Source organism: Adhaeribacter swui (assembly GCF_014217805.1).
Lineage (GTDB): Bacteria > Bacteroidota > Bacteroidia > Cytophagales > Hymenobacteraceae > Adhaeribacter > Adhaeribacter swui.
On sequence record NZ_CP055156.1, the window covers coordinates 4,497,820 to 4,520,003 of the forward strand.

A 22,184-nucleotide genomic window follows, 5' to 3' on the forward strand; every position below is an offset into this window, starting at 1 on the left:
TCTTCGGCACCAAAAACCCATGCGTAAAGATTTTCAGCAGATAGATGTAATTAAAGGATTTGCCATTATTTCGGTAATTATTCTGCATTCTGTTGATCAAAAAGCGCTTTTAAAAACTTATTCGGTACTGCACATTTGGCAGGCGGTGCCTTTATTTATGGTGCTCATGGGCCTGAATACCGGCATGTCGGTTTTTAATAAAAAACCCCAATTTGCGGAGCTCTTCACCACAACCTATTTCAAAAAAAAGTTCGACCGGATTGTGGTGCCTTTTCTTTTAATTTTTGGTTTATCCATTATCCTGGGGTTTATCTGGTATTGGCTTACCGGGCATTATAAAATAGAATTCCGAAAATCTAACCTGATGGGGGTGTTGCCGGTATCGGGCCCGGGTAATTACTTTATTACCTTAACTTTTCAGTCTATTCTGTTGCTGCCTTTTATTAAATACGGGTTTAAGTGGCATCCCTTTTTTACCATTATTGCCTTGGTGGTGCTGGAAGTGGCTTTCCTGCTCCTGAGCGCTGACCTGCCCTTATTTAGCCGCAATAAATACCTGTACAGCGCCGCTTTTCCGCGGTATTTTTCGGCAATTGCTTTTGGGTTGGTTTTATCGAAGCTGGTGTTCCGGCAAGCCCGGGCTACCAAAATTACTTTAATTACCAGTGCGGCGCTTATCAGTGGGGTTTATCTGCTCGAAATGATGTACGGCGATTTAAATTTGCCCCAGATAAAAGAAGAATGGAAAACCCAGAATGTGCTTACGTTTAGCTACGCCGCATTTGTGGTTTTGCTGTTGTTTAAAGCTTTACCGAGTCAGTCTGATAACCCTGTTTTAAAATTTTTGGCAATTTTGGGTAAGGCGTCGTACCATATTTTTCTGGTGCAAATTATTTACTTCGGGTTAATCGAAAACCGCTTTAACCTGGTTTTAAATTTAGGGGTATGCTTGGCTGTAGGCTATTTATTCTGCCGTTACGAAAAAACCATCAGGCAATATTTCCGGAGTAAATCAATAAATCCGGTTTTTTAAATATCACGCCAGCTACTACTTAGCCAGGCATTGCTATAGTTCTGTATTTTGTGGTATCTTTTGCCTCTGAAGTACAGACCAATTTACCCGAATGAACCTGAACGAAGCTTTAACTATTCTATCGGCCATGATTACGCCGGCCGTGCTTATTGTTGCCAGCGGATCTTTAATTTTAACAACCTCGCAGCGTTTAAGCCGCTCCGTGGAGCGCGTGCGTAATTTATCCGACCAATTGCGCAAACTCATGATGCATCCCGGCGAAAGTACTTTTCTGGAAGACGAAAATGAAATTGTAATAGAATTAATTCAATATGCCAGCCGCCGCAGCCGGTTATTGCAACAAGCTTTAACAACCTTATACATTACCTTGGGCATGTATGTAGCTATTAGTATTACCATTGGCATACTAGAGTTTTCGGGCTTGCAACATACCTGGGTGCTTACCTTGTTAACTATTTTTGGCGCCGGTTTTCTTTTTTACGCCAGCCTTTTACTCATTATCGAGTCGCAAATTGCGTTTAGGGCCGTTAACTACGAAATGAATACCGTCCTGGACCGGGTTAAACGGTATAAAAAGCCCAGACTAAGCTAGCAACTATAAAATTTTAAAAATTCTACAATTCTGCAAAATACTTTATTCAATAGTTGCAAAAAGGTTATTCAGCGATTCGGCGTATAGCGGGTGGGCAAAAATCATTTCCCGCAGTGTTTGGTAATTTACCTTACCAACCATGGCCATTTGCATCAGCGACATTAATTCTCCGCCTTCGGGGCCCACTACGGTAGCGCCTAAAATTTGTCCGGTATCCGCATCCACAATGGCTTTAATCAGCCCCGCCGTTTCACCAGTTTCAATGGCTCGGGCTACCTTTGCCATGGGCATTTGCGCCACTTTAAAGTTTAAGTTTTTTTCGCGCGCTTCGGTTTCGTTTAGCCCTACCCGGGCTACCTGCGGATCGGTAAACATGCAGTAGGGCACCATGCGGTTGGTGGTGGTTTCCTGGCCTTGTTCTAATAAGTTTTTATACAAAATAACGTAGTCGTTGTACGAAATATGGGTAAACTTGGGCTCGCCGGTAATTTCACCAATGGCATAAATATCTGCTGCGGAGGTTTCCAGTTTTTCGTTTACCACGATGTACCCTTTTTCGTTGGTATTTACTCCGGCTACGTTTAAGTTTAGAGTATTGGAATTGGGTGTGCGACCGGCCGCCAGTAACAGGTGCGAACAGGTAATTTTAGTTTGCTTGCCGGCCACCTCCAGGGTTAAAACCTGATTATTTTCCTGCTGGGTAATATGGGTTACTTTGGCTTGCGTAAGGATCTGAATGTTTTCGTTTTTTAAAAATTTTTGTACTTCGGCGGCCACGTCTTCGTCTTCTTTTTTTAAAAATCGCGCGTGATGTTCCAGAATGGTAACCTGGCTCCCGAAACGCCGGAACATTTGTCCGTATTCCAAAGCAATGTAGCCGGCGCCAATAATTACTAAATGCTCAGGTATTTCCTGAAGGTCCAGGATGGTTGTGGAGGTTAAATAGTTCGCTTCTGCCAGGCCCGGAATATCCGGCACCGTGGGGCGCGTGCCAACATCAATAAATATTTTATCGGCGCTGATAACCTGCTCTTTGCCGGTATTCCGTTTTATTTTAATTTGTTTTTCTCCGGTAAAAGTAGCTTCTCCAAAAATTAAAGTTAAGTTTTCGGTGCTTTCTAAACCTTTTTGCGAACCACCTCGGAATTGTGCTACAACTTTATTTTTCCGGTCGATAATGGCGGGCAGATTTACTTTATATTCATTGCTTTTTACGCCCCAGTTACTTGCCCGGGCCACGGTATGCGCTACTTTGGCCGACGCAATTAAGGTTTTGGTAGGCGTGCAGCCATAATTCACGCAGGTGCCGCCTACTTTTTCCTTTTCGATTAAAGCCGTTTTCCAGCCGGCTTGGGCCAGTTTTTTGGCGAGTGGCGTACCGCCTTGTCCGGAACCGATAATAATGGCCTGGTAATGCTCCATAAGTGCTTAATTAAAGAATGTCCTGAATGTTGCCGGAAAAAATACTGCCCTGATTAACCAAGCCTACAAAAAGGACGGAGTTAGCGACCAAAGTAGTTTAACCGCCTGGGTTAGAATACCAAAATTTTAAAAAAAAGTTTATTCCAGTAAAAAGACAAATAAACAATACCGGACCTTAGAAGAGTAACAGCTCCCCTCCTAAGTACAGGAGGGGTTAGGGGTGGTAATTTTTTCAGTAAAGTTGCGGGTAAGATATCCAGTTACTAAATCTGGAGCGGCTAACCGGGCACAAATTAAACGCCTACTTTCTGGTTGGTGCGGGCCGCTTCGTAAATGGCCAGTAAAATACGTACGTCGCGCAAGCCCATTTCGCCGGGAACCTGGGTGGGTTTGTTGTTGCGCACGCAATCGGCAAAATTATCCATTTGGCGGGCTTGCTGATTTACTTCCTCAAAATCCATTTTACCCTGGCTGGTTTCGCCTTTAATGCCCTTATAACTGTAAGCCGGATCTAAACGCCACCAGCTATCCTGGGCTTCGCCGTATAACATGCCGGCTTCGTCGTTGTAACTGCTCACGCAATCGGCAATTACGCCGCCCTCAAACTGCATTTGCCAGCTAATGGATTGCTCCACGGTTTTAAAATAATCGGGCCGGGTTTTTTCGCCGTACTTGGCGGTAATGGCAATGGGTTCTTTGCCCATGGTGTAAATAACGCCTTGTACGCAGTAAATGCCCACGTCCATCAAAGGGCCGCCCCCGGCTAACTCTTTACTCAGCCGCCAATCGTCGGGCTTAACCGAAATTTTAAAGCTATCGGCGGCTTTAATGCTTTTTACCGGACCAAAAACTTCTTTTTGCCCAAGTTCCATTACTCGTTGGTTATGCGGCTCGAAGTGCAGGCGGTACCCAACCGATAGTTGCACGTTGTTTTGTTTGCAGGCATCAATCATGGCCTGGCAATCTTCTACGGTGGTAGCCATAGGCTTTTCGCAGATGACGTGTTTTTTTGCCTGGGCAGCGCGTACCACGAATTCGCGGTGCAGGGCATTGGGCGTAACAACGTACACGATATCAATGTCGGGGTTATCTTTTATCTGGTCGAAGTTTTCGTAGTTGTAGACGTTCTTATCCGGAATGTCGTACTTGCGTTTCCATTTATCTACTTTATCCGGCGAACCCGTTACAATGCCCGCTAAATAGCAATTTTGGGTTTCCTGCAGGGCCGGGGCGAGTTGTCCTTCGCTGTATTTACCCAAGCCCAGCAAGGCAATGCCTAACTTCTTGCCACCCGCATTTTGCGCCGCATTATTTTGTTCTTTTTCGCCGGACTTGTTGGAATTGCAGGAACTTAAGGAAAGCAGCGAAACGCCCGCCGCCGTAGTGCCAACGGCTAAAGAGAAATTTTTTAAAAAATTGCGCCGGTTTGAGGCCGAAGACAAGCTAAATTTTTTCATAGTCAGGAGCTTAGTTTGGTTTGTTTAACCCGGACAACTTTCCTGGGTTGTATTCTTTAACGGTTACTTTTTAAAATTAAGTACTTTCGTTTTAAACTTTTCCGGGAAAACCGAATTACAAACCAGATAAACGGCTTACTAGTAAGCAATAAACTTAGTTTGCCCGGCTTAAGCTTTAACTTTATCCGGGGCTTTGGGTAACTCTTTCGGATCGATGCTAACTTCGATTACCGCCGGTCTTTTAGATGCAAAAGCTTTTTTGAGCGTGGCAGCTAGCTCGTTAGGTTTGGCGCAACGGTACCCTTCGGCGCCGCAGCCTTCCGCTACTTTGGCAAAATCAATGTTTTGCAAGGTATGGCCGTGCTCAATATGTTTATTCTCGTCTAAGGGGAATATTAAAATTTTAACTATTTCGCAAACAAAAGCAAACAAGCAATGGGCACGATTACTAAGGAAATTAAGGATGATAAGGATACCAGCAAGGAAGCGTTTTCATTTTCGGTATCGAGGTAAGACGAAAATACTACCAGGTTGGCTGCAATCGGGAAAGCCGGAATTAATAACAACAGCTTTTGCTCGTCGGATTTTAACTGGCCCACGAGCAGCATTTCGGCCAGCACCAGCAAGCCCATGATAACGGCCGCGGCTACGTACCGAACACCAAGCAGTTTGCCGAACATCTTATAAGCAATTTCTTTAAAATTTACTTTCGTCAGGCCAATGCCGATAATCACCATACCCAAAGCCGAAACAATCCAACTCACCACTTTCATAATCGGCGAGATAAACTCGGGTGATTTAAAACCCAGTAGATTGGCCACAATAGCTACCGCACAGGCATAAATTGCCGGAATTTTAATTACATTTTTCACGGATTCTTTTACCGGCAAATCTTTACTCCGGGACATGAGGTAATAGCCAATGGTATCGCCGTACAACACGTTGCCCATGTAAGCGCTGATAATGAGCGGCATTTGCTTTTCGCCGAACAAAGCCAGCACCACCGGAATACCAAACCAACCCACGTTAAAATAAGAAAAGCCGCAGTATAGCAAGTAGGGATTAAAGTCTTTTACCAATTTTTGGTGCGTAAACCAGGCCGGTACACTCATGGCCAGGGCTAAAGCAAACACAATGGTAACCACAATCAGCAGTTGCGCGATATCGGCTTGCAAGATGTTATCAATAATAAGGAGCGGAATTAAGGCATAGAGCATCAGTTTTGATAAAAACTTACTTTTTAAATTCCACCATTTGCTGGCAAAATAACCAACCCCAATAAACAAATACAGCGGTACTACGCTGGTTAATAATTTACTCAGTACTTCCATGCAAAAGGCGGGTTATAATATCGTTGGTGAGGCGGTCGATGCCGGTTACGTTAAACCACACCGAATTGGTATCCAGCAGTTCGCCGTTTAACAATTGACCGGTACCGTACAATAAAACAGCCGGATGGTGGGGTATCGGAATGCGTAAGTTATGCGGATTGGCCTGAATGCCACCAGGTTTAAAAGGTTGAATTAAGCTTTTTCGGTGCATTTGCTGCAACAAAGGTATTTCCATTTTCTCTAGTTTTTTGGCCGTGCCGGTTGCATTTACCAGCCAGCGGGCAGTATGGGTTTCGCCGCTTTCCAGGTGCAGTAAAAACTGTTGTTCCGCGGCTTGCCACTCTATCTTGCCGGAATGACCTTGAATGGTAAGCTGGCGGGTTTGTAACAACCCGAGGAGTTTGCGGGCGTTTTCCGGGGGCATGCTAAACCGGTTCAGGTCCCAATGTGGGCCAAGCCATTCTAAAAATTTAATTTTTTCGTTTTCCGGTAAAAGCTGCCAGACCTTAGAAGACAAATGGCGGGTAGAGTAGGCGATATTCTGAAATACGCTGGTTCCTTTTTCAGCCACAGCAATATCGTGCTGCAGTAATTCCTGGTGCGGCTGATCGGTGCGGTTAAATTTTTTCCAGGAGCCTTGTTTGCCCATCACCTGTTCCGCTTCCGCGATAAACAGCCGGAATAAATCTTTGGCCCGGATGGGTCTTTGCTGCTCCCGCATTATTTGGCGGATGTTTTCCATAGTAAGTATTTTCCGCTCATACGGCACCTCAAAAGGCGTTTGCACCCGCGGAATTAAGCCGTGGTGCGAATACATGGTTAAAGGGCCGGTGTGCCCGTTGTCCACGAAAGTCATTACGGTATCAATGGCCGTCAGGCTGCTTCCCAAAATACTTACCGGTTCGTTCCTAGGAATTCGCTCCAACAGTGGCTTTGCAGGCCAAGGAAAATCAAAATAGCGCGGCGAGTTTTTTAAATGCGGAAAGTTATTGGGCTTTGGCGTGCCCGTCGCGAGCACTACCACGTCAGCCAGCAGGTTGGTGCCGGATTGCAAGTGAAGGTTGATTCTATTACCAACTATATCGGCATCCACGGCTTCGTCCTGTTGCAACTCTACCTGAATTTTATTGGCGCGGGCTATTTGCACGTATTCCTGTAGCACGGCTTTTAAATAAAAACCATACAGTTCGCGGGGCGGAAAAGAGTTTTCCTGAATCTCCAGGCCGGGAAAATGCTCTTGTATAATAGGTTGGTTTTGCCGGCACCAATGAACAAAATGAAGGGGTTCTTCGGCAAAAATGCCCATGAGTTTAGCCTGGGTATTGAGTAAATGGCCCTTCTGGCGGGTGCCGTAAGCCAAGCCCGGTCCAATTTCTTCCTCTTTTTCTAACAATACCAGGTTTACTAAACCAGGCTTTTTGTGAATAATTAGTTTTATGACCAGGTGAATAAAGGAAGCTACCCCGTTAGCTCCCCCTCCAACTAGTACAATGGTGTTTTTTTTCATGAATAAGCGGCTAGGTTCCGGGTCAAAGCCCCTAAAACCTTATAGTTTATAGGTTTCTGTTCAGGTAAAGTTTTCCTATTAACTGGTTTGTCCGGATTATGTTCTTGGGTGGGTAAAACTTTTAACGCTTACCGATGATCTTTGGAGCCTGTTCCAGTCTCCAGGCTGCGGTGCTATCTAGTTTGCTAGCTACAAGTTTTGCCTCATGGCCGGCGGGCCTCGTTTGGCTCTTCCGCAACTCGCTAGCCTTCCTTTCCTCGCTCCGCTGCGGAATACTGCTGCGCAGTACCGGAACCCTAGCAGGTGCTCCACAGCCAAACTGGTGTCAGTTACTTTTAGCTACTGTTTTATCCAGAAGAGAGGAATAGAAGTAGTATGATTAATTATAATATTGTAGTTGGTAAAAATTAAAAATTAAGATTTCTTCATTCTTATCAATATAAACCAGAAAAGCTGTCGTTAAAAGTAAACGACATCAGTTTGGCTGTGAAGGGCCTTCTAAGGTTGTGGTGCGTAGCATTCCGAGGAACGAGGAAAACAAGCTTAGACTAGCCCGTAAGAGCCAAACGGGGCCCGCCGGCCATGAGGCAAACTGGTTACTTGTCAAGTTAGATATCACCAAATCATGGAGGCTGGAACAGGCTCCAAAGAATAGTCGTTGCATTTAATGGTAATCAAGTACTAAAATATAAAATATACGCCAATACTATCTCAACCATCAGATCTGAATAAATAGAAAATTTTAAAAAATCTTTTTCCCAGCTATTCAGGAGCTATGTGAGCACCACCTGTTATAACCTTTTCTGCCTAAACCAGTTACTTACTAGCACTAACATGATAGAAAAATGGCCCAGAATAGAAACGAACAGCAGTATACCAAACCGGAACTGAGGGAGAAAATAAAAGAAGAATTAAAACAATCGGATAAAGGCGGCAAAAAAGGGCAATGGTCGGCGCGCAAGAGCCAGTTGTTAGCCAAAGAATACGAAGAGCAGGGCGGCGGCTACAAAGGACCCAAAGATGAAAAATCCAAAGAACTAGACCAATGGACCCAGGAAGACTGGCAGACAAAAGAAGGTGATGTTAAAGCCCGGAAAAAAGATAAAACCAGCCGCTACCTGCCCAAAGAAGTGTGGGAAAAACTAAGCCCCGAAGAGAAAAAACAAGCCGAACAAACTAAAGCCAAAGGTTCTAAAAAAGGCGAACAACACATTGCTTATACTACCGCTGTTAAAAAAGCCATGCAGCAGGTAAAAAGCCAAAACGAAAAAGGCGCTACCAAGAAAGACTTACTGGAACAGGCTAAAAAACTAGATATAAAAGGCCGCTCCACCATGAAAAAAGAAGAACTGGAAAAAGCCATCCGGGAGCATAAATAAATTTATCCTACTAATAAAGAGGTTGTTGGGTATTTAGTTTGCCGGCAGTTTACCAGATGCAGAAGCTTTTAGACAGTAGCGCCAAGTAAACCGTAATTTTTAAAATTTAAACTTTTGACCTTTCGGGCGACCCTACATTTTAAATATCTTTCTTTTCTGCTGTTCCGTAAGTTGGCTCGAACAAACATTACTATGAAAAAAATACTTGGTTGCTGCGTAGCGCTCTGGTGCTTGGTGGCTCAGCCGGCTTTTGCGCAAAACACCGCCCACGACATCAATGAAGAACTTTGGTACAAAAATGCGGTCATTTACTCCCTGGAGGTAGGCACTTTTCGTGACAGCAACGGCGATGGTACCGGCGATTTTGAAGGTTTAACCGGCCAACTTTCCTATTTAAAATCTTTGGGAGTGGATGCCATTTGGCTGGCTCCGTTTCAATCGTCGCCGAAGCAGGACGATGGTTATGATGTAGCCAATTACTACGATGTGGACCCGCAATACGGCAGCCCCGGCGATTTCGCCGAGTTTATGTACCAGGCGGGCAAGCATAACATCCGGGTAATTATGGATATTGTGTTAAATCATACTTCCGACCAACACCCTTGGTTTAAACAAGCCCGTGCGGATAAAAACTCGCGGTACCGCAACTGGTACGTATGGTCTAAGGAGCGGCCGCAAGACTGGAACAAAGGCATGGCTTTTCCGGGGGTACAAAAAGAAAGCTGGACGTACGACAAAAAAGCCGGTGAATATTATTTCCACCGTTTCTATAACTTTCAACCGGATTTAAATTTTGAAAACCCTGATGTGCGCAATGAAGCGCAACGTGTTTTGGGTTTCTGGCTGAACCAGGGCGTGAGCGGCTTTCGGTTGGATGCCGTACCTTTTATTATTGATTTGCCCAAAACCAGTGCCGAAAAACCAGAACATATGTTTGAGTTAATTACGGAGTTCCGGCGGTTTGTGCAATGGCGCAAAGGCGATGCTTTAATTCTGGGCGAGGCCAACGTTTTGCCCGACGAAAACAAAGAATACTTTGGCGAAAACGGCGACCGCATGCACACCATGTTCAACTTTTACGCCAATCAGTACTTGTTCTACGGCCTTGCTACCGGCGAAGTAGAACCTTTTAAAAAAGCTTTGCTCGACACCAAAAAAATACCCGGCACGGCACAATGGTTTTACTTTTTGCGCAACCACGACGAAATTGACCTGGGCCGCTTAACCGACGAACAGCGCAATAAAGTGTATCAGGTTTTTGGCCCCGATAAAAACATGCAACTCTACGACCGGGGCATTCGCCGGCGATTAGCGCCCATGCTGGGCAATAACCGAAAATTAATCGAAATGGCTTATAGCCTGGTGTTCTCGTTGCCGGGTGCACCCGTAATCCGGTACGGCGACGAAATTGGCATGGGCGATGACTTGCGGTTAAAAGAACGAATTGCCGTGCGCACGCCCATGCAGTGGACCAACCAGAAAAATTCTGGTTTTACTTCCGCCGAAAAACCATTCCGGCCGGTAATCAGCGAGGGTGCTTTTGATTATAAAAAAGTAAACGTAGCGGCTCAACGACAAGATCCTAACTCGCTGCTTAACTGGACCGCCAACATCATGCGCATCCGGAAAGAATGCCCTGAGATTGGTTTAGGCGATTGGCAGATTGTGGATGCCGGTGTGCCCGAGGTTTTAGTAATCCGGTATAATTACCAGGGGAAATCAGTGCTCATGGCGCATAATTTTTCCAAAGAAGCAAAGCAAATTGAAATTCCCCAGCAATCCGAAAGCGAAAAGGAGTTATTCAGCCTGACGCACCATAACAAGGTAGTAGCCAATACTGCTGGCTTTACTTTAAACCTGGACGGCTACGAATATAACTGGTTGCGGGCGGGTAGCGCTATCCGGTAAATCATAAACTTACCTCCGCGAAAAATTAAAATTTTAAAAACATAACCTTTGCTACGGCAGCAATTTTAAAAAAATGGCTTAATCGTAAATGCGGTCGAGCTGCTTGTTTAATTCCATAGCGGCGCTAATTAAAGCTAAGTGCGTGAAAGCCTGCGGAAAGTTGCCCAGGTGCTCGCCTTTTTTACCCAGTTCTTCGCTGAAAAGGCCCAGGTGATTGGCATAGCCCAGCATTTTTTCAAAATTTTCTACGGCCCGGTCTACCTGGCCACTTTTGGCTAAGGCCTCGATGTACCAAAACGAGCACATGTTAAAAGTGCCTTCCTCGCCGTCCAGGCCGTCTATCTTCTCGAACGAGTTTTGATAACGGTAGATTAGCACGTCCAGTCGAAGCCGCTTATCTATTACTTCCATCGTGGAAAGCCAGCGCGGTTCTACCGGCGAAATAAAATGCACCAGGGGCATTAGTAAAACGCTGGCATCTACTACCTGCGCCCCTTTGTATTGCACCCAGGCTTGTATTTCCTCGTTCCAGAAGTTGTGGTAAATATCCAGGTAAATTTCGTTTCGCAATTCGGTCCATTCGGTAATGGGGTAGGGGAACGACCGGTGTTCGGCAATTTTAATGGCGCGATCCATAGCCACCCAACACATGAGGCGGGTATGTAAAAATTCGCGTTTCTCACTCCGGATTTCCCAAATGCCATGGTCGGGTAATTGCCATTGCTGAATAACAGCTTCCACCATTTGGGTTACCTGGGTCCAGAAAGCAAACGTGATGGGTTTATACGATTTATTGTAAATGTAAATGGTATCAATCAGTTCGCCGTAAATATCTATCTGGAGTTGGTCCATGGCGCCGTTCCCAATCCGGACAGGTTTCGAATTTTTATAACCGGCCAACGAATCTAATTCTTGCTCAACTAAATGGGTGTTGCCATCTACCCCATAAATAAGTTGCAGTTTATTATTTTGGCATTGTTTAAAAATCCATTGTAAAAAGTTGGTGGCCTCTTCGTTTAATCCCAGACGCAGAAAAGCGTACATGGTAAAGGCCGCATCGCGCACCCAGGTAAACCGGTAATCCCAGTTGCGGTTGCCCCCAATGGTTTCGGGAAGGCCAAAGGTGGCTGCCGCGATTACCGAACCAAACTCCCCGGAAGTTAACAGTTTTAACGTGATGGCCGACCGGTGAATTAACTCGCTCCAGCGGCCTTTGTAGTGGGATTTGCTCAACCAGTTACGCCAGAAATTTAAAGTTTCGCCGTAGGTATCTTGGGCATAATGCGAAAGATCTGGTAAAGCCTGTTCTTTGCCAGGTACAAAAGATTCCAGCACAATGTGCACGATTTCCGATTCTTTCACTGTGAACTCAGCGTAACCATCCTGGCCATTTAGTTGCAATGGTACATCAGCCAGTAAGCGCAACTGCACGGCCCCATCATTCTGCGCTTTAAAAATAATTTGATTTTCCTGTAAACTACTGTCATGATTAGCGGCGGCGTAATGAAACCGGGGTGCGCAATGCAATCGAAAATTTAAATTTCCGCGAACCGCTTTTACTTTCCGTACAATGGTACTTAATTGATGATCGGCCTCCGGGTCCAGGGGCATGTAATCGATAATTTCGGCAATGCCGTCTTCAGAGAAAAACCGGGTAATTAATATAGCCGTGCCGGGTAAATACAGTTGCTTGTTGGTATAATCCGCCATAATCGGCTCAATCGAAAAATACCCGCCTTTGTCGGCATCCAGTAAAGCCGCAAAAACGGTGGGCGAATCGAACCGGGGAAAAGCCATAAAATCAATGGAACCATGCGTGGAAACCAAAGCCACGGTTCTTAAATTGCCAATTATCCCGTAATTCTCGATAGGCTGGTACGGTCGATTTTGGTGTTGCATAGGCGCGGGTTGCGAAAATCAGTTTACAGTAGTATAGATTACCCGCAAAAAAGAAAATTGTTATAAAAATTAACGCAACCTGGTTATTTCGATAAGGCCCGTATGATACTGTAAATTTTTAATTTTTAAAATTTTTGGTTGATTCGCCGCTAAATACTTCTGGTATAAACCTTCCATAGCTCATGCACATTACCAACTTAAACTGCCGGAAAAGTAAAAATTTAAAAATTTTAATCGTGCAAACCCTTACCCGGAAGAATGTGCGGAACGTATTTGGCTACGCGGATTTCCCGGATTAAAAGGTTTAACCTTCAAATTAATCGTTTATGAATTAGGCGTGAAACCAACCACTTTCCTATTTGGTGGACGAAAATACCAGGACACAATTGTTAAAACCAGCAATAACAACGAAGGAAAAACCTCATTAACGGAACTGCCGGCAGCAATCCGGGAAAAAGTAGCGCCCGACATAGCTAAGAAAAAGCCAGCGTAGGCCCATTCTTTTACTACCGCCTGACCAGGAATTAACACCGCTATTACTCCCAAAATTTTCCAGGTACCGAGTAAAGTCAGAAAATACTCCGGATAAACTAATTGGGTTATATTTTCTACTTCTGCCGGTACCCGCAACAACTGCACAAGTCCGGTAGAAAACATACCGAGGGCCAACCAAAGAGTGGCAACCCAATACATGATTTTATTTCTTTTGCTCATACCGATTTAATTAATTTGTAATTTACCTATGAGGTCTTGTAACCGGTTATGAGCCATGTTCAGTCCTTGGGCAAAGGGCAGTTGGAGCATTTGGTTGCGGTGGGAAACCGACTGGTAAATAATTTGCATGTTCAGTTTGCTGGTAGTTTCGGTTAATTTTTCAAATTCCAGGAATTCTAGCTGCACCCCAAACGGCGCATTTTCCATTTCAAAAGTGCGGGTAATTTTTTGTTCGGGACTGAACTCATGAATGACCCCGTGCGCCTGAAACACTACATTGCCTTGCGCATCGGAGGTTTGGTACTGCCAACTGCCGTGATGTTTGTTTTCTAGCTTCAGCACTTTGGTTCCCATCCATTGCTCCACCAGCTCAGGTTCGGAGTAGGCTTTAAAAAGCAACTCCAGGGGCAAGTTAAATTCACGGGTAATGAGCAAATCTTGTTTACCTTCTTCGGCATGCACGTTGGTTTTTTGTTTCATAGGTAGTTATTTTTTGGGTTGATAATGCTGCATAATGTCTTCCAGCTTATTAAATCGCTCGTCCCACATTTGCCGGAAAGGTTCAATAAAGTCGGCTACTTCTTTTATTTTTTTGGGATTGAGATGGTAGTAAATTTCCCGGCCTTGTTGCTGCTGCTGCAGTAACTCGCACTCAGTTAAAATTTGTAAATGCTTTGAAACAGTGGGGCGTGCTGTATCAAAATTAGCGGCAATGGCACCGGCCGGCATGGCTTGCGCGGCTACCAGAAGCAGGATAGCCCGGCGCGTAGGATCGGCGATGGCTTGAAAAACATCTCGTCTTAAATTCATTGTGTAGTTATTTGGCTACAAATTAATATGTAGTTATTTAGCTACGCAAGTAATTTTTAAAATTTTTTATTTTTAAAAGCCGAGCTTACCGGGTTATGGTTTTTGGGATTAGTTTTTAATTGTTGAAAGTATTGCTATTGAAATTTTGTAAACTCAGGAGTTGTGGTGGGATCTTCCCCTGAAAAATATATCGGAAGACCCTCTTTTTTGGCCGCTTTTAAGTCCTCTTCTAAGCCGCAAAAAAACCAGGCATCTTGGCCGGTAATTACCGGATTAATCAAATAAAATTTTTTATTTGATTTAAAGATTTCAGGAATTTTAAACACTTTATCCATAACGTCATCAGACAACCAATCAGAATTAATAGGAGTGGAGATTTGGATGGTTGTATCGGAATTAGTTACAGTAGCTACATAAAATTTACCATTTTTAGATAACTGTTCATTAACTTTTATTCTCTTTTCTGGTATTGTTGTGTTTACAATATGACTTAATAAATTTGATAAGTCTCCAGGATTATAAATGTATTCTGTATCAAATCTTACATCTACCAAGTGGTACTTCTGCTTTAACTTTTCTATTTTATCGTAGAGTTGACTATAATCTGTAGGTTTTTCTCGTTTGTTGCCAGAACAGCTTAATAATAAAATAAGAATAAAAATTAAAATGGCGTTTTTCAATCTTGAAATTTCCTCCTTCTATGCTAAGGTAATATCTTAATTAACTGATATCCTTTACTAAAAACTATGGTTTATTTGTGAATATACTATATATAATTAAAACAATACAAAAATAAGGGCATGTAATAAACCTACTTAGCAAAAAAATAGATGTACCTAAAAGTTTAAATTTTTAAAAATTTAAACTTCAGTCTAATCCTAAACCTAACCGGATGGCTTTTTCTACTGGGTTATAAGTTTTTCCGGGGGCAAACGGGTCGAGTTCGGTTCTGGGGTGTAAAGGTGGTTGGGCCAGGAAGCGGGGCGAGGTGCCGTGGTGGGGCTGGGCGGCATGTACCAAAAAAGGGTGGCACAAATAAACGGTACCGGCCGGGCCGGTGGCTAATACTTCGGGGGTGGCTTTTAGGGTGGGCAATTGCGTTGCTAACTCCATAAAAGATAATCCAGTCTCGCCGAAGGGTTGCAACAAGCAGGCGACTTCTACATGCGAGCTTACCTTAATGCGGGTAGGCGCATCGTCTTCGCTTACATCCGAGAAAAGAAACAGCATTAACAAAGCCCGGCCTCTGGATTTTACGTTAATGCGCCAGGCCAGGTAATTTTCTGGTTCAGTACCCGGAAAGCTGGCATCTACGTGCCAACCGGTATCGGCGGGGTCTTGTGCGCTGGGAAAACGCACCGGAAAAGTACCTAAAGTGGTACGGGGCAGCCATTGGTCTTGACCTACCAGATCGTTAAAAGCCTGGTGCAAGACCGGCGTGTTTGCGGCTTGCCGGAAAGGCTCCTGGTGGTAATTCCCCAGCCGGATAACGGGTTGTGTCCAGGTGGCCGGGTCATGCGGATTGCAGCCTGTATCGTGCCACAAAATGGCGCGGGCTTCGGCTGCTACATCGCTGGGAAAAGCATTTTCTATTTTCACAAATCCTTGCTGCACAAACTGATCAATCTGGTCTGCCGTTAATTTTTTTGGCGTAGTTTCCATAGCGTAGTTCTTTAACAAGTAGTAAATAAGATTGGGCTTGGATCAAGTATTTGTAGTTAAAGTAATAAATTCTTTTATTTTTAAAAATGCAGTTGAAGCATTTCTTCCATTTGGTTAGTTATATCCAGAACTTCGCCGACCGGCAGGTTGCCCAGGTGAAAAGCCCCGATGCGCACCCGTACTAACCGTAAAGTAGGAAAACCAACGGCAGCGGTCATTTTGCGGATTTGCCGGTTTTTGCCTTCGGTTAAGGTTATGGATACCCAACTGGTAGGCCCATGGCGCTCGTCGCGGATTTTACGGCTGCGCTCCCCAAAATCCGGTATAATTTCGGGAATATAAGCCCAGCAAGGTTTCGTCTGGTATTTTTCGTTGCGCAAACCAATTTCTACTCCTTGTTGCAGTTGCGCTACGGCTTCCGGGGTAATTAAGCCATCTACCTGGGCGTAATACTCTTTTTCCAGTTTACTGCTGGTTATTAAGGTGCTTACCTTGCCGTTGGTGGTGAGTAACAATAAACCTTCGCTGGCTTCGTCGAGGCGGCCAATGGCCATGGATCCTTCCGGAAAAGGAAACAAATCGCCCAAACGTTTTTTCTTTTTCGATTCTCCCACAAACTGGCTTAAATAACCATAAGGTTTGTGCAGCATAAAATGTTGATGGGGCATGCTAAATGGTAGGGTAAACATTAAATACTAATTACCGGAAAGCGCAAAGGTAGTAAGGTTTGCTGGTAATCTTGTTCAGTTTAAATGTACCATGAGCCACAGAACCTAAAAAGCCGTTGAAACAAATCCAACGGCTTTCTGAAGTATTCCGGAATAAGAATTTTTAAAATTTTGATTTTGGAAAAGCAAAGCTCCTTTGGCTAAACCAACTTCCGCTGCAATGGTACCTTAGCAAATGGTTCTTTAACCAGCGCAGAAAAACAATTGCTTTTTAAAATTTTAAATCGTGGCGGGTACGGTGCTGTTTATTTTGTTGTTAATCCAGGCGGCGCCCAGAATACCACCCACCAAAAACAAAGTAGCAAAACCCGACACCACATTAAAGGTGCTGCCTTGTTTTTTCTTTTTGTTTTTAATTTTGGATAGCGCCACCCAGCCACCATCTATGCGGGTATGATTGAGGTCGGGTTGGTACAAGTTGCCTTGATACGATTGGGAATTTTCGTTGTTAAAATGTTTTTGCCGGATCATTTTCTGGATGCGTTTATCGAACATACCGGCCGGCATTACCAGGCGTTGCGCGCGCAGCATCCGGGCCATGTTGCCCACGGCAATTTCTTCTTTCGGCGATTGAGTTAATTTAAAAATAGCTTTAGCCACATCGGTAGCCGGAATTACCGGTTCAGGGGCTTTTACGTTTTTACCCATGTAATTAGCTGCGTGCTGAAAAATAGGCGTATCAATTACAGCTGGTAATACGCAACTCACGTGAATGTTGGACTTATCGGCTACTTCCTGCGCCAAGCTTAAACTTAAACCCCGCACCGCAAATTTGCTGATGGAATACGGCACGCTAAACGGCTGGCCTACCAAGGCGGTCATTGAGGAAACGTTAATGAGCAAACCCACATTGCGGTCGCGGAAGTGCCGTAAAGCTGCCCGTGCCCCGTATATATACCCAAATACGTTTATCTCCATAAGTTGCCGGATATCGTTGGTAGGAATTTCGTCAAAATTCCCGAAAAGCGATACGGCTGCGTTGTTTACCCAAATATCAAAATGCCCGAAATGCGCCAATGCGCGATTAGCCAAGGCGTTTACTTCGTCTTCGTTGCTTACATCCGTAGGAACGGCTAAAGCCTCCGCGCCCAGGTTCGTGCATTTCTGGGCTAGTTCTTCCAAGGCAGTTTCGTTACGGGCAGCCAATACCACCGATATACCTTGTCGCGCAAATTCCAGGGCGGTAGCCCGGCCAATACCACTGGATGCACCTGTTATGATTGCTACCATAAATGTAAAATTTTAAATTTTCTAAAATACACTGCTTACCGTACGCCCCGAACTGGCTTAAGTTGCCGGATAAATACTGGTTTATCGGTATTAACCAAATACATAAAAGCTAAGAACCACTATAAACCAAAACACCCGGGACAAACCCGGGTGTTTTTATAAAAGAAAGGAACTTGTTTTTAAATTTTGTTATTCCTGGCCGCTTTCTTCGCTGCCAGAGTTTTCGCTGTTTTTGTAACCTTTTAAGGTGCTGGCGTTGGGCTGGTTATTCCGGAATTCTTTATCGCTGCTATCGGAGCCGCGGGTATCGGCCGGATTGGCATGCGAGCCTTGCGGACTGTTATGCTCGGGCGTATCTTTTCCGTGTTTGGCGCCGGCGCTGTGGCCTTCGCGGCTTGGTTTATTTTCGCCGCGGGTATTATCGGCACCACCCGCTACCGGACCTTCGTGCTGCGTTGGTTGCTGGCCGCTAACCCCTACGCCTTTACCGGTATTATCGTGTTTTAACTGGCTGTTACCTTCTTGGTTATTTACTTTGTCAGACATGGTTATTTCGGTTATAATTTAAAATTTTTAAATTTTTCTGGTTTTCCCGGCCTTTCACCCGGAATACCATTGTACGGACAAAGCCTAACTTAAGGTTAATAAAAAACCACGAACCCGTTAATTGCTCCATTATAAAAGCAGGTACGCGAGGGTATTACGAACAAAATTTCCTTGTTTTCAACCTTAGCTTTTGGGTAGCGTTTAGTACATAAGATAATGGCACAACCGCCGTTATAGAATAAGCAACAGGAGGAGCGTAGGTAGATGGTAAACTTTTATTTCTTGCCGGAATAAACGAGATAAGAACGTTTCGTAAAAACCGGTAAAATTCCCTTCCTTAATTAACCCGGCAGCTTATTCGGGTTACCGTTACATTAAGTCTAGCCTGATTTTTTAATTTCCTGGCAGCATTATTCCCTGAAAATTTGCGTGCAGGCTGCTTGTATGTTCCAGGAAATATTATAGAATACATCATTTAAATACCCCAGCATGGGAATGATAAAAACGGAATAATTGTTTATAAATAAAGAAAAATAAGCCTATAGTTTAGCTAATAATTAGACAAGATGACTAACCGAAAAATAAAAAATATTATATATTTATTGCCTGCATTTTTGCTGGCTTTAGGAGCATTTATAAGTCCGCCGGATAAGTGGCTACCGCAACTGAAAGCCAATCTGGACACTTACCGGACCCAATACGCCCCCGAGAAAGTTTACTTAACCCTGGATAAACCGTACTACGCCCCCGGCCAATCGATCTGGTTAAAAGGTTACGTGCGGGAGGCCGGTAGCCTGCGGCCTTCGGGTAAAAGCGGCGTGTTGTACGTAGATTTATTAAACACCGAAAACAAAGCGGTGGAACAGCTTACTTTAAAAATAGTAGCCGGCAAAGCAATAGGCGATATTGCCCTGCCCACCGACTTGCCCGCTGGTCAGTACCATTTAATTGCTTACACCCAATACCAGCGTAATTTTGGTGAAGAAAACTTTTATAATCAAGCCATAGATGTAGTGGGTACCACTACCGCTAGCCAGAAAAATGCCACAACTAACTATAAAATAGAACTGCAGTTTTTTCCGGAAGGAGGCGACTTAATTGCGGGTTTGCCCAGCCGGGTAGCTTTTAAAGCTATCAATCCAAATGGCACCGGCGTTCCCGTTGAAGGAACGGTTTTTGATAATCAAGGGCAGAAAGTGCTTGATTTTAAAGATGTTCATTTAGGTATGGGCTCTTTTGAATTGCTGCCCCAAGCTGGTAAAAATTATTTGGCCAAAGTTACCGTAAATGGTAAAATCCTGGATTATGCCTTGCCTATTGCCCAGCCCGGCGGCTATGTATTGCGCGTAGAAGAAACACCAGATTTTAAAAATTGGCAGATAACTGTAACGAGCCAGAACACGCCCGCCGAACCATTGATATTAACCGGTTTAAGTCGCGATGCCCTGCTATATTCTGAAAAGATAAACGTGCGGCCCGGCCAACCAACATCGGTAAAAGTTAATAATGATAAATTTGCCACTGGTATTGTGCGGTTTACTTTAAGTAAAAGCAACGGCGAACCAATAGCCGAACGACTAACCTTTGCAGATAACCACGATGATTTGCAGATAACTTTAACTTCGGATAAAAAAACGTATGCGGGTCGCGATCAGGTAACCATGCAAGTAACCGCGCAGGATAATGCCGGAAAACCCGTAGCTACCGATTTAGCCCTCGCCGTTACCGACGAAGAATTAGTGAAACAACCCCAAAACGCCTTAAACCTGAAAGCTTATTTTTTCCTGACTTCGGATTTAAAAGGGCAGGTAGAGCAACCGGGTTATTATTTTGCCGGCAACGACTTAGCACGAAAACAAGCCCTGGACAATTTGCTTTTAACCCAAGGCTGGCGCCGGTTTAACTGGCAGGAAATAGCCACGGGTAAATTTCCGCAATTAAATTTCCCGGCAGAAACCGATCTTGCTATTAGCGGTAAATTGGTAACCAATAAAGGCAAAGCGGTTGAAGGCGGGGAGGCCTTGTTGTATTTGCAAGGGCAACACCAAACGTTTATCACCACCGAAACCGGAAAGAACGGGGAATTTAGTTTTCCGGGTTTTGATTTTACCGGCACCATCGATGTGGTAGTACAGGGTACCGATGCCCGCGGCCGTCGGGATCGCTTGCAGGTAAAAATGGATGATAAGCAGTATGTACCGGCTATTCCGGCTTTTTCAGTTCCTTCCTGGTCCGATGGTTTGCTAGCCAGCACGAATAAAGATTTTATCGTAGCTAGCCAGCAGCAAATGGCTTCGGCGGCTACCACCAACAGCAACTATACTTTGCGCAGCATATTGTTATCCAGTATAGAAGTAAAAGGCGAAAAAGACGTGTTTGTACCGTTTAAACTGCACGACAAAGCAGATGTAGTTATTAACCGCCGGGAGTTGCCGATTGCACCTTCGGGTAATATTATCGAAAGTTTGCAGGGTCGGGTAGCTGGTTTACAGGTGTACCGGGTAGGTCAAAATCAGTTCCGGGCCAGTATTCGGGGCCAGCAAAATTCGCCGCTGTATTTACTGGATGGAATGCCCATTTTGGAAGGTACTGTTTCGGGGATTAGCCAATTTGATATTAGCCGCATCGAAATTTTAAAAAATACGGCTAGTGCGGCCATTTATGGAGGCAGGGCTTCCGGGGGCGTTATTGCTTTATTTACTGACCGCAACAACGATGAACCGAAAGAAGTAACGCCAGGCACGTACATTATTATTCACCACGCCAAAGGGTACAGCAAGGTGAGGGAGTTTTATAGCCCCAAATACAACGGCACCACGCCAGCCAGCAACGAGCCCGATTTACGGACTACGTTGTATTGGAACCCCAGCGTTAAAACCAACGCTCAAGGTAAAGCCACGGTTACTTTTTACACCACCGACTGCACTACCAGCTACCGTGCCCAGGCCGAAGGGATCTCGGACGAAGGAAAACCCGGTAGAGGAGAAGTACTTTTTCAGGTGAATAGTAAAAAAGATAATTCTTAATTTCAGGATTGATAAAAATTAAAAAAAAGCCGGTTGCTGTTCTAGCAACCGGCTTTTTTTTAATTTTTATTTTTTTAGATGCTGGCTTTATTCCTTTATTGCCAGTAAGATTCCGGTAAAACTTACCAGTTCACTACCCGGAAATAAGTGCCGGCTGCATCTGTTACCTTAAACCGGGTAACGAGTTGGTCCTGGCCGTTACTGTTTTTCTCGATGGTGTAAAAATACGTTTCCGGTTTCAGGTCTTTACTGGTGTATTTTTCGTCGTAATCGTCGTAAGAAGCGGCGCAGCCCCGGTAGTAGCCTCGTTTTCTGCCTTCGGTGGGGTAAAAGGTAAACGAATTGTTGTTATTAAAAAGCACAGTTCCTTTTTTGTAGATGAAAGATTCGGTGCGGCAACCCATGGAAGTACCGCCGGTAACCATGTAAAATTCGGCGTCGCCATTCGCTTTAAAGTCAAAAGCAATACCCATTTCAAACGCATTTCCGGAGTAAGACCCATCGTATTTCCAGAACTCGGTCATAGAGAATTGACCGGCCAGCCATTTGTGCGCTAACGCGGCTGGTACTTCTGAACGCGGCGCCGGCTTGGGGTCATCTTCATCGTCATCGCCAAACAGAAAACAGGAGGGTAGCATCAGGGAAACCAGCATTAAAAGGGTAAATAATACTGCCTTTGTTCCTACTTGGTGCATGTTTGTTTTTTTCATAGGTTGATTAATTGTTCAGGGTAAAGGGTTAAATATTATTTTTAAAAATTTTAATTGTTTTGATTGATTAAGTAACACAAAGTTAAGGTTTTACATACCCCCAAAAGAATAAGGACTACTACGTAATTATAGTAGATAGTACTGCTCAAGTAACTTATATTTAAGTACAGAGTGGGTATAATCCTATATTGGGTAAATAGGGGAAAGCTGGTTTAAACCAACAAACAATA

General features: G+C 44.4%; 20 protein-coding genes. 5 read left to right on the forward strand and 15 right to left on the reverse strand.

All coding sequences use genetic code 11. The features are described from left to right. Nucleotides 1-19 precede the first annotated feature (19 nt). Both HUW51_RS18805 and HUW51_RS18810 read left to right on the forward strand, forming a co-directional pair. Nucleotides 20-1,033, forward strand: a complete 1,014-nt coding sequence (locus HUW51_RS18805) for an acyltransferase family protein (RefSeq protein ID WP_185271173.1) — start codon at nucleotides 20-22, stop codon at nucleotides 1,031-1,033. Nucleotides 1,034-1,124: 91 nt separating this feature from the next. Beyond that, nucleotides 1,125-1,625, forward strand: a complete 501-nt coding sequence (locus tag HUW51_RS18810) for a DUF2721 domain-containing protein (RefSeq protein WP_185271174.1) — start codon at nucleotides 1,125-1,127, stop codon at nucleotides 1,623-1,625. 42 nt (nucleotides 1,626-1,667) lie between these two features. On the opposite strand, the gene lpdA is transcribed toward HUW51_RS18810, so the two are convergent. The 5 genes from lpdA to HUW51_RS18835 form a co-directional block, all read right to left on the reverse strand. Further along, nucleotides 1,668-3,047, reverse strand: a complete 1,380-nt coding sequence (lpdA, locus tag HUW51_RS18815) for a dihydrolipoyl dehydrogenase (RefSeq protein WP_185271175.1) — start codon at nucleotides 3,045-3,047, stop codon at nucleotides 1,668-1,670. A gap of 293 nt (nucleotides 3,048-3,340) precedes the next feature. Further along, complete coding sequence (locus HUW51_RS18820; protein ID WP_185271176.1) at nucleotides 3,341-4,504, reverse strand: Gfo/Idh/MocA family protein; 1,164 nt, start codon at nucleotides 4,502-4,504, stop codon at nucleotides 3,341-3,343. A 168-nt stretch (nucleotides 4,505-4,672) separates the two neighbouring features. Then, a complete protein-coding gene (locus HUW51_RS18825; protein ID WP_185271177.1) occupies nucleotides 4,673-4,936 on the reverse strand; it encodes a thiamine pyrophosphate-dependent enzyme in 264 nt (87 codons plus the stop codon). Further along, nucleotides 4,912-5,835 carry an AEC family transporter gene (locus HUW51_RS18830; RefSeq protein WP_185271178.1) on the reverse strand — a complete coding sequence of 308 codons (924 nt, stop codon included), beginning with the start codon at nucleotides 5,833-5,835 and terminating at the stop codon, nucleotides 4,912-4,914. Before HUW51_RS18830 ends, HUW51_RS18825 begins: the two co-directional genes overlap by 25 nt. Continuing rightward, nucleotides 5,819-7,342: an FAD/NAD(P)-binding protein gene (locus HUW51_RS18835; RefSeq protein ID WP_185271179.1), complete on the reverse strand. Its 1,524-nt coding sequence runs from the start codon at nucleotides 7,340-7,342 to the stop codon at nucleotides 5,819-5,821. Before HUW51_RS18835 ends, HUW51_RS18830 begins: the two co-directional genes overlap by 17 nt. Nucleotides 7,343-8,187: 845 nt before the next feature. Between HUW51_RS18835 and HUW51_RS18840 the strand changes: the two genes are divergently transcribed. Together HUW51_RS18840 and HUW51_RS18845 are read left to right on the forward strand one after the other, a co-directional pair. Beyond that, complete coding sequence (locus HUW51_RS18840) at nucleotides 8,188-8,721, forward strand: DUF5872 domain-containing protein (RefSeq protein ID WP_185271180.1); 534 nt, start codon at nucleotides 8,188-8,190, stop codon at nucleotides 8,719-8,721. 192 nt (nucleotides 8,722-8,913) lie between these two features. Beyond that, nucleotides 8,914-10,629 carry an alpha-amylase family protein gene (locus HUW51_RS18845; protein ID WP_228466736.1) on the forward strand — a complete coding sequence of 572 codons (1,716 nt, stop codon included), beginning with the start codon at nucleotides 8,914-8,916 and terminating at the stop codon, nucleotides 10,627-10,629. A 78-nt stretch (nucleotides 10,630-10,707) separates the two neighbouring features. On the opposite strand, the gene HUW51_RS18850 is transcribed toward HUW51_RS18845, so the two are convergent. The 9 genes from HUW51_RS18850 to HUW51_RS18890 all read right to left on the reverse strand — a co-directional run bounded on the left by HUW51_RS18850 (nucleotide 10,708) and on the right by HUW51_RS18890 (nucleotide 18,218). Further along, entirely contained in the window at nucleotides 10,708-12,528 is a 1,821-nt protein-coding gene (locus HUW51_RS18850; RefSeq protein ID WP_185271181.1) for a glycoside hydrolase family 15 protein, read from the reverse strand. Nucleotides 12,529-12,852: 324 nt separating this feature from the next. Next, nucleotides 12,853-13,242, reverse strand: a complete 390-nt coding sequence (locus HUW51_RS18855) for a DoxX family protein (RefSeq protein WP_185271182.1) — start codon at nucleotides 13,240-13,242, stop codon at nucleotides 12,853-12,855. A 6-nt stretch (nucleotides 13,243-13,248) separates the two neighbouring features. After that, nucleotides 13,249-13,722 (reverse strand): SRPBCC domain-containing protein, encoded by a 474-nt coding sequence (locus HUW51_RS18860; RefSeq protein WP_185271183.1) that lies wholly within the window; start codon nucleotides 13,720-13,722, stop codon nucleotides 13,249-13,251. 6 nt (nucleotides 13,723-13,728) lie between these two features. Next, the gene (locus HUW51_RS18865) at nucleotides 13,729-14,052 is read right to left on the reverse strand and encodes an ArsR/SmtB family transcription factor (RefSeq protein WP_185271184.1); all 324 of its coding nucleotides are present in this window, start codon (nucleotides 14,050-14,052) and stop codon (nucleotides 13,729-13,731) included. 134 nt (nucleotides 14,053-14,186) lie between these two features. Then, complete coding sequence (locus HUW51_RS18870; protein WP_185271185.1) at nucleotides 14,187-14,732, reverse strand: hypothetical protein; 546 nt, start codon at nucleotides 14,730-14,732, stop codon at nucleotides 14,187-14,189. Nucleotides 14,733-14,919: 187 nt separating this feature from the next. After that, nucleotides 14,920-15,714: a phytanoyl-CoA dioxygenase family protein gene (locus tag HUW51_RS18875; protein WP_185271186.1), complete on the reverse strand. Its 795-nt coding sequence runs from the start codon at nucleotides 15,712-15,714 to the stop codon at nucleotides 14,920-14,922. Nucleotides 15,715-15,794: 80 nt separating this feature from the next. After that, nucleotides 15,795-16,382, reverse strand: coding sequence for a pseudouridine synthase (locus HUW51_RS18880; protein WP_185271187.1), 588 nt, complete (start codon nucleotides 16,380-16,382; stop codon nucleotides 15,795-15,797). Nucleotides 16,383-16,661: 279 nt separating this feature from the next. Then, nucleotides 16,662-17,672, reverse strand: a complete 1,011-nt coding sequence (locus HUW51_RS18885; protein ID WP_185271188.1) for an SDR family oxidoreductase — start codon at nucleotides 17,670-17,672, stop codon at nucleotides 16,662-16,664. A gap of 189 nt (nucleotides 17,673-17,861) precedes the next feature. Further along, entirely contained in the window at nucleotides 17,862-18,218 is a 357-nt protein-coding gene (locus HUW51_RS18890) for a hypothetical protein (protein WP_185271189.1), read from the reverse strand. Between the two features lie 566 nt (nucleotides 18,219-18,784). Between HUW51_RS18890 and HUW51_RS18895 the strand changes: the two genes are divergently transcribed. Next, entirely contained in the window at nucleotides 18,785-21,244 is a 2,460-nt protein-coding gene (locus HUW51_RS18895) for a TonB-dependent receptor (RefSeq protein WP_185271190.1), read from the forward strand. 122 nt (nucleotides 21,245-21,366) lie between these two features. Here HUW51_RS18895 and HUW51_RS18900 read toward each other — a convergent pair whose 3' ends face one another. Next, on the reverse strand, nucleotides 21,367-21,954 hold the full coding sequence (locus HUW51_RS18900; RefSeq protein ID WP_185271191.1) for a hypothetical protein: 588 nt from the start codon (nucleotides 21,952-21,954) through the stop codon (nucleotides 21,367-21,369). Between the last annotated feature and the right edge of the window lie 230 nt (nucleotides 21,955-22,184).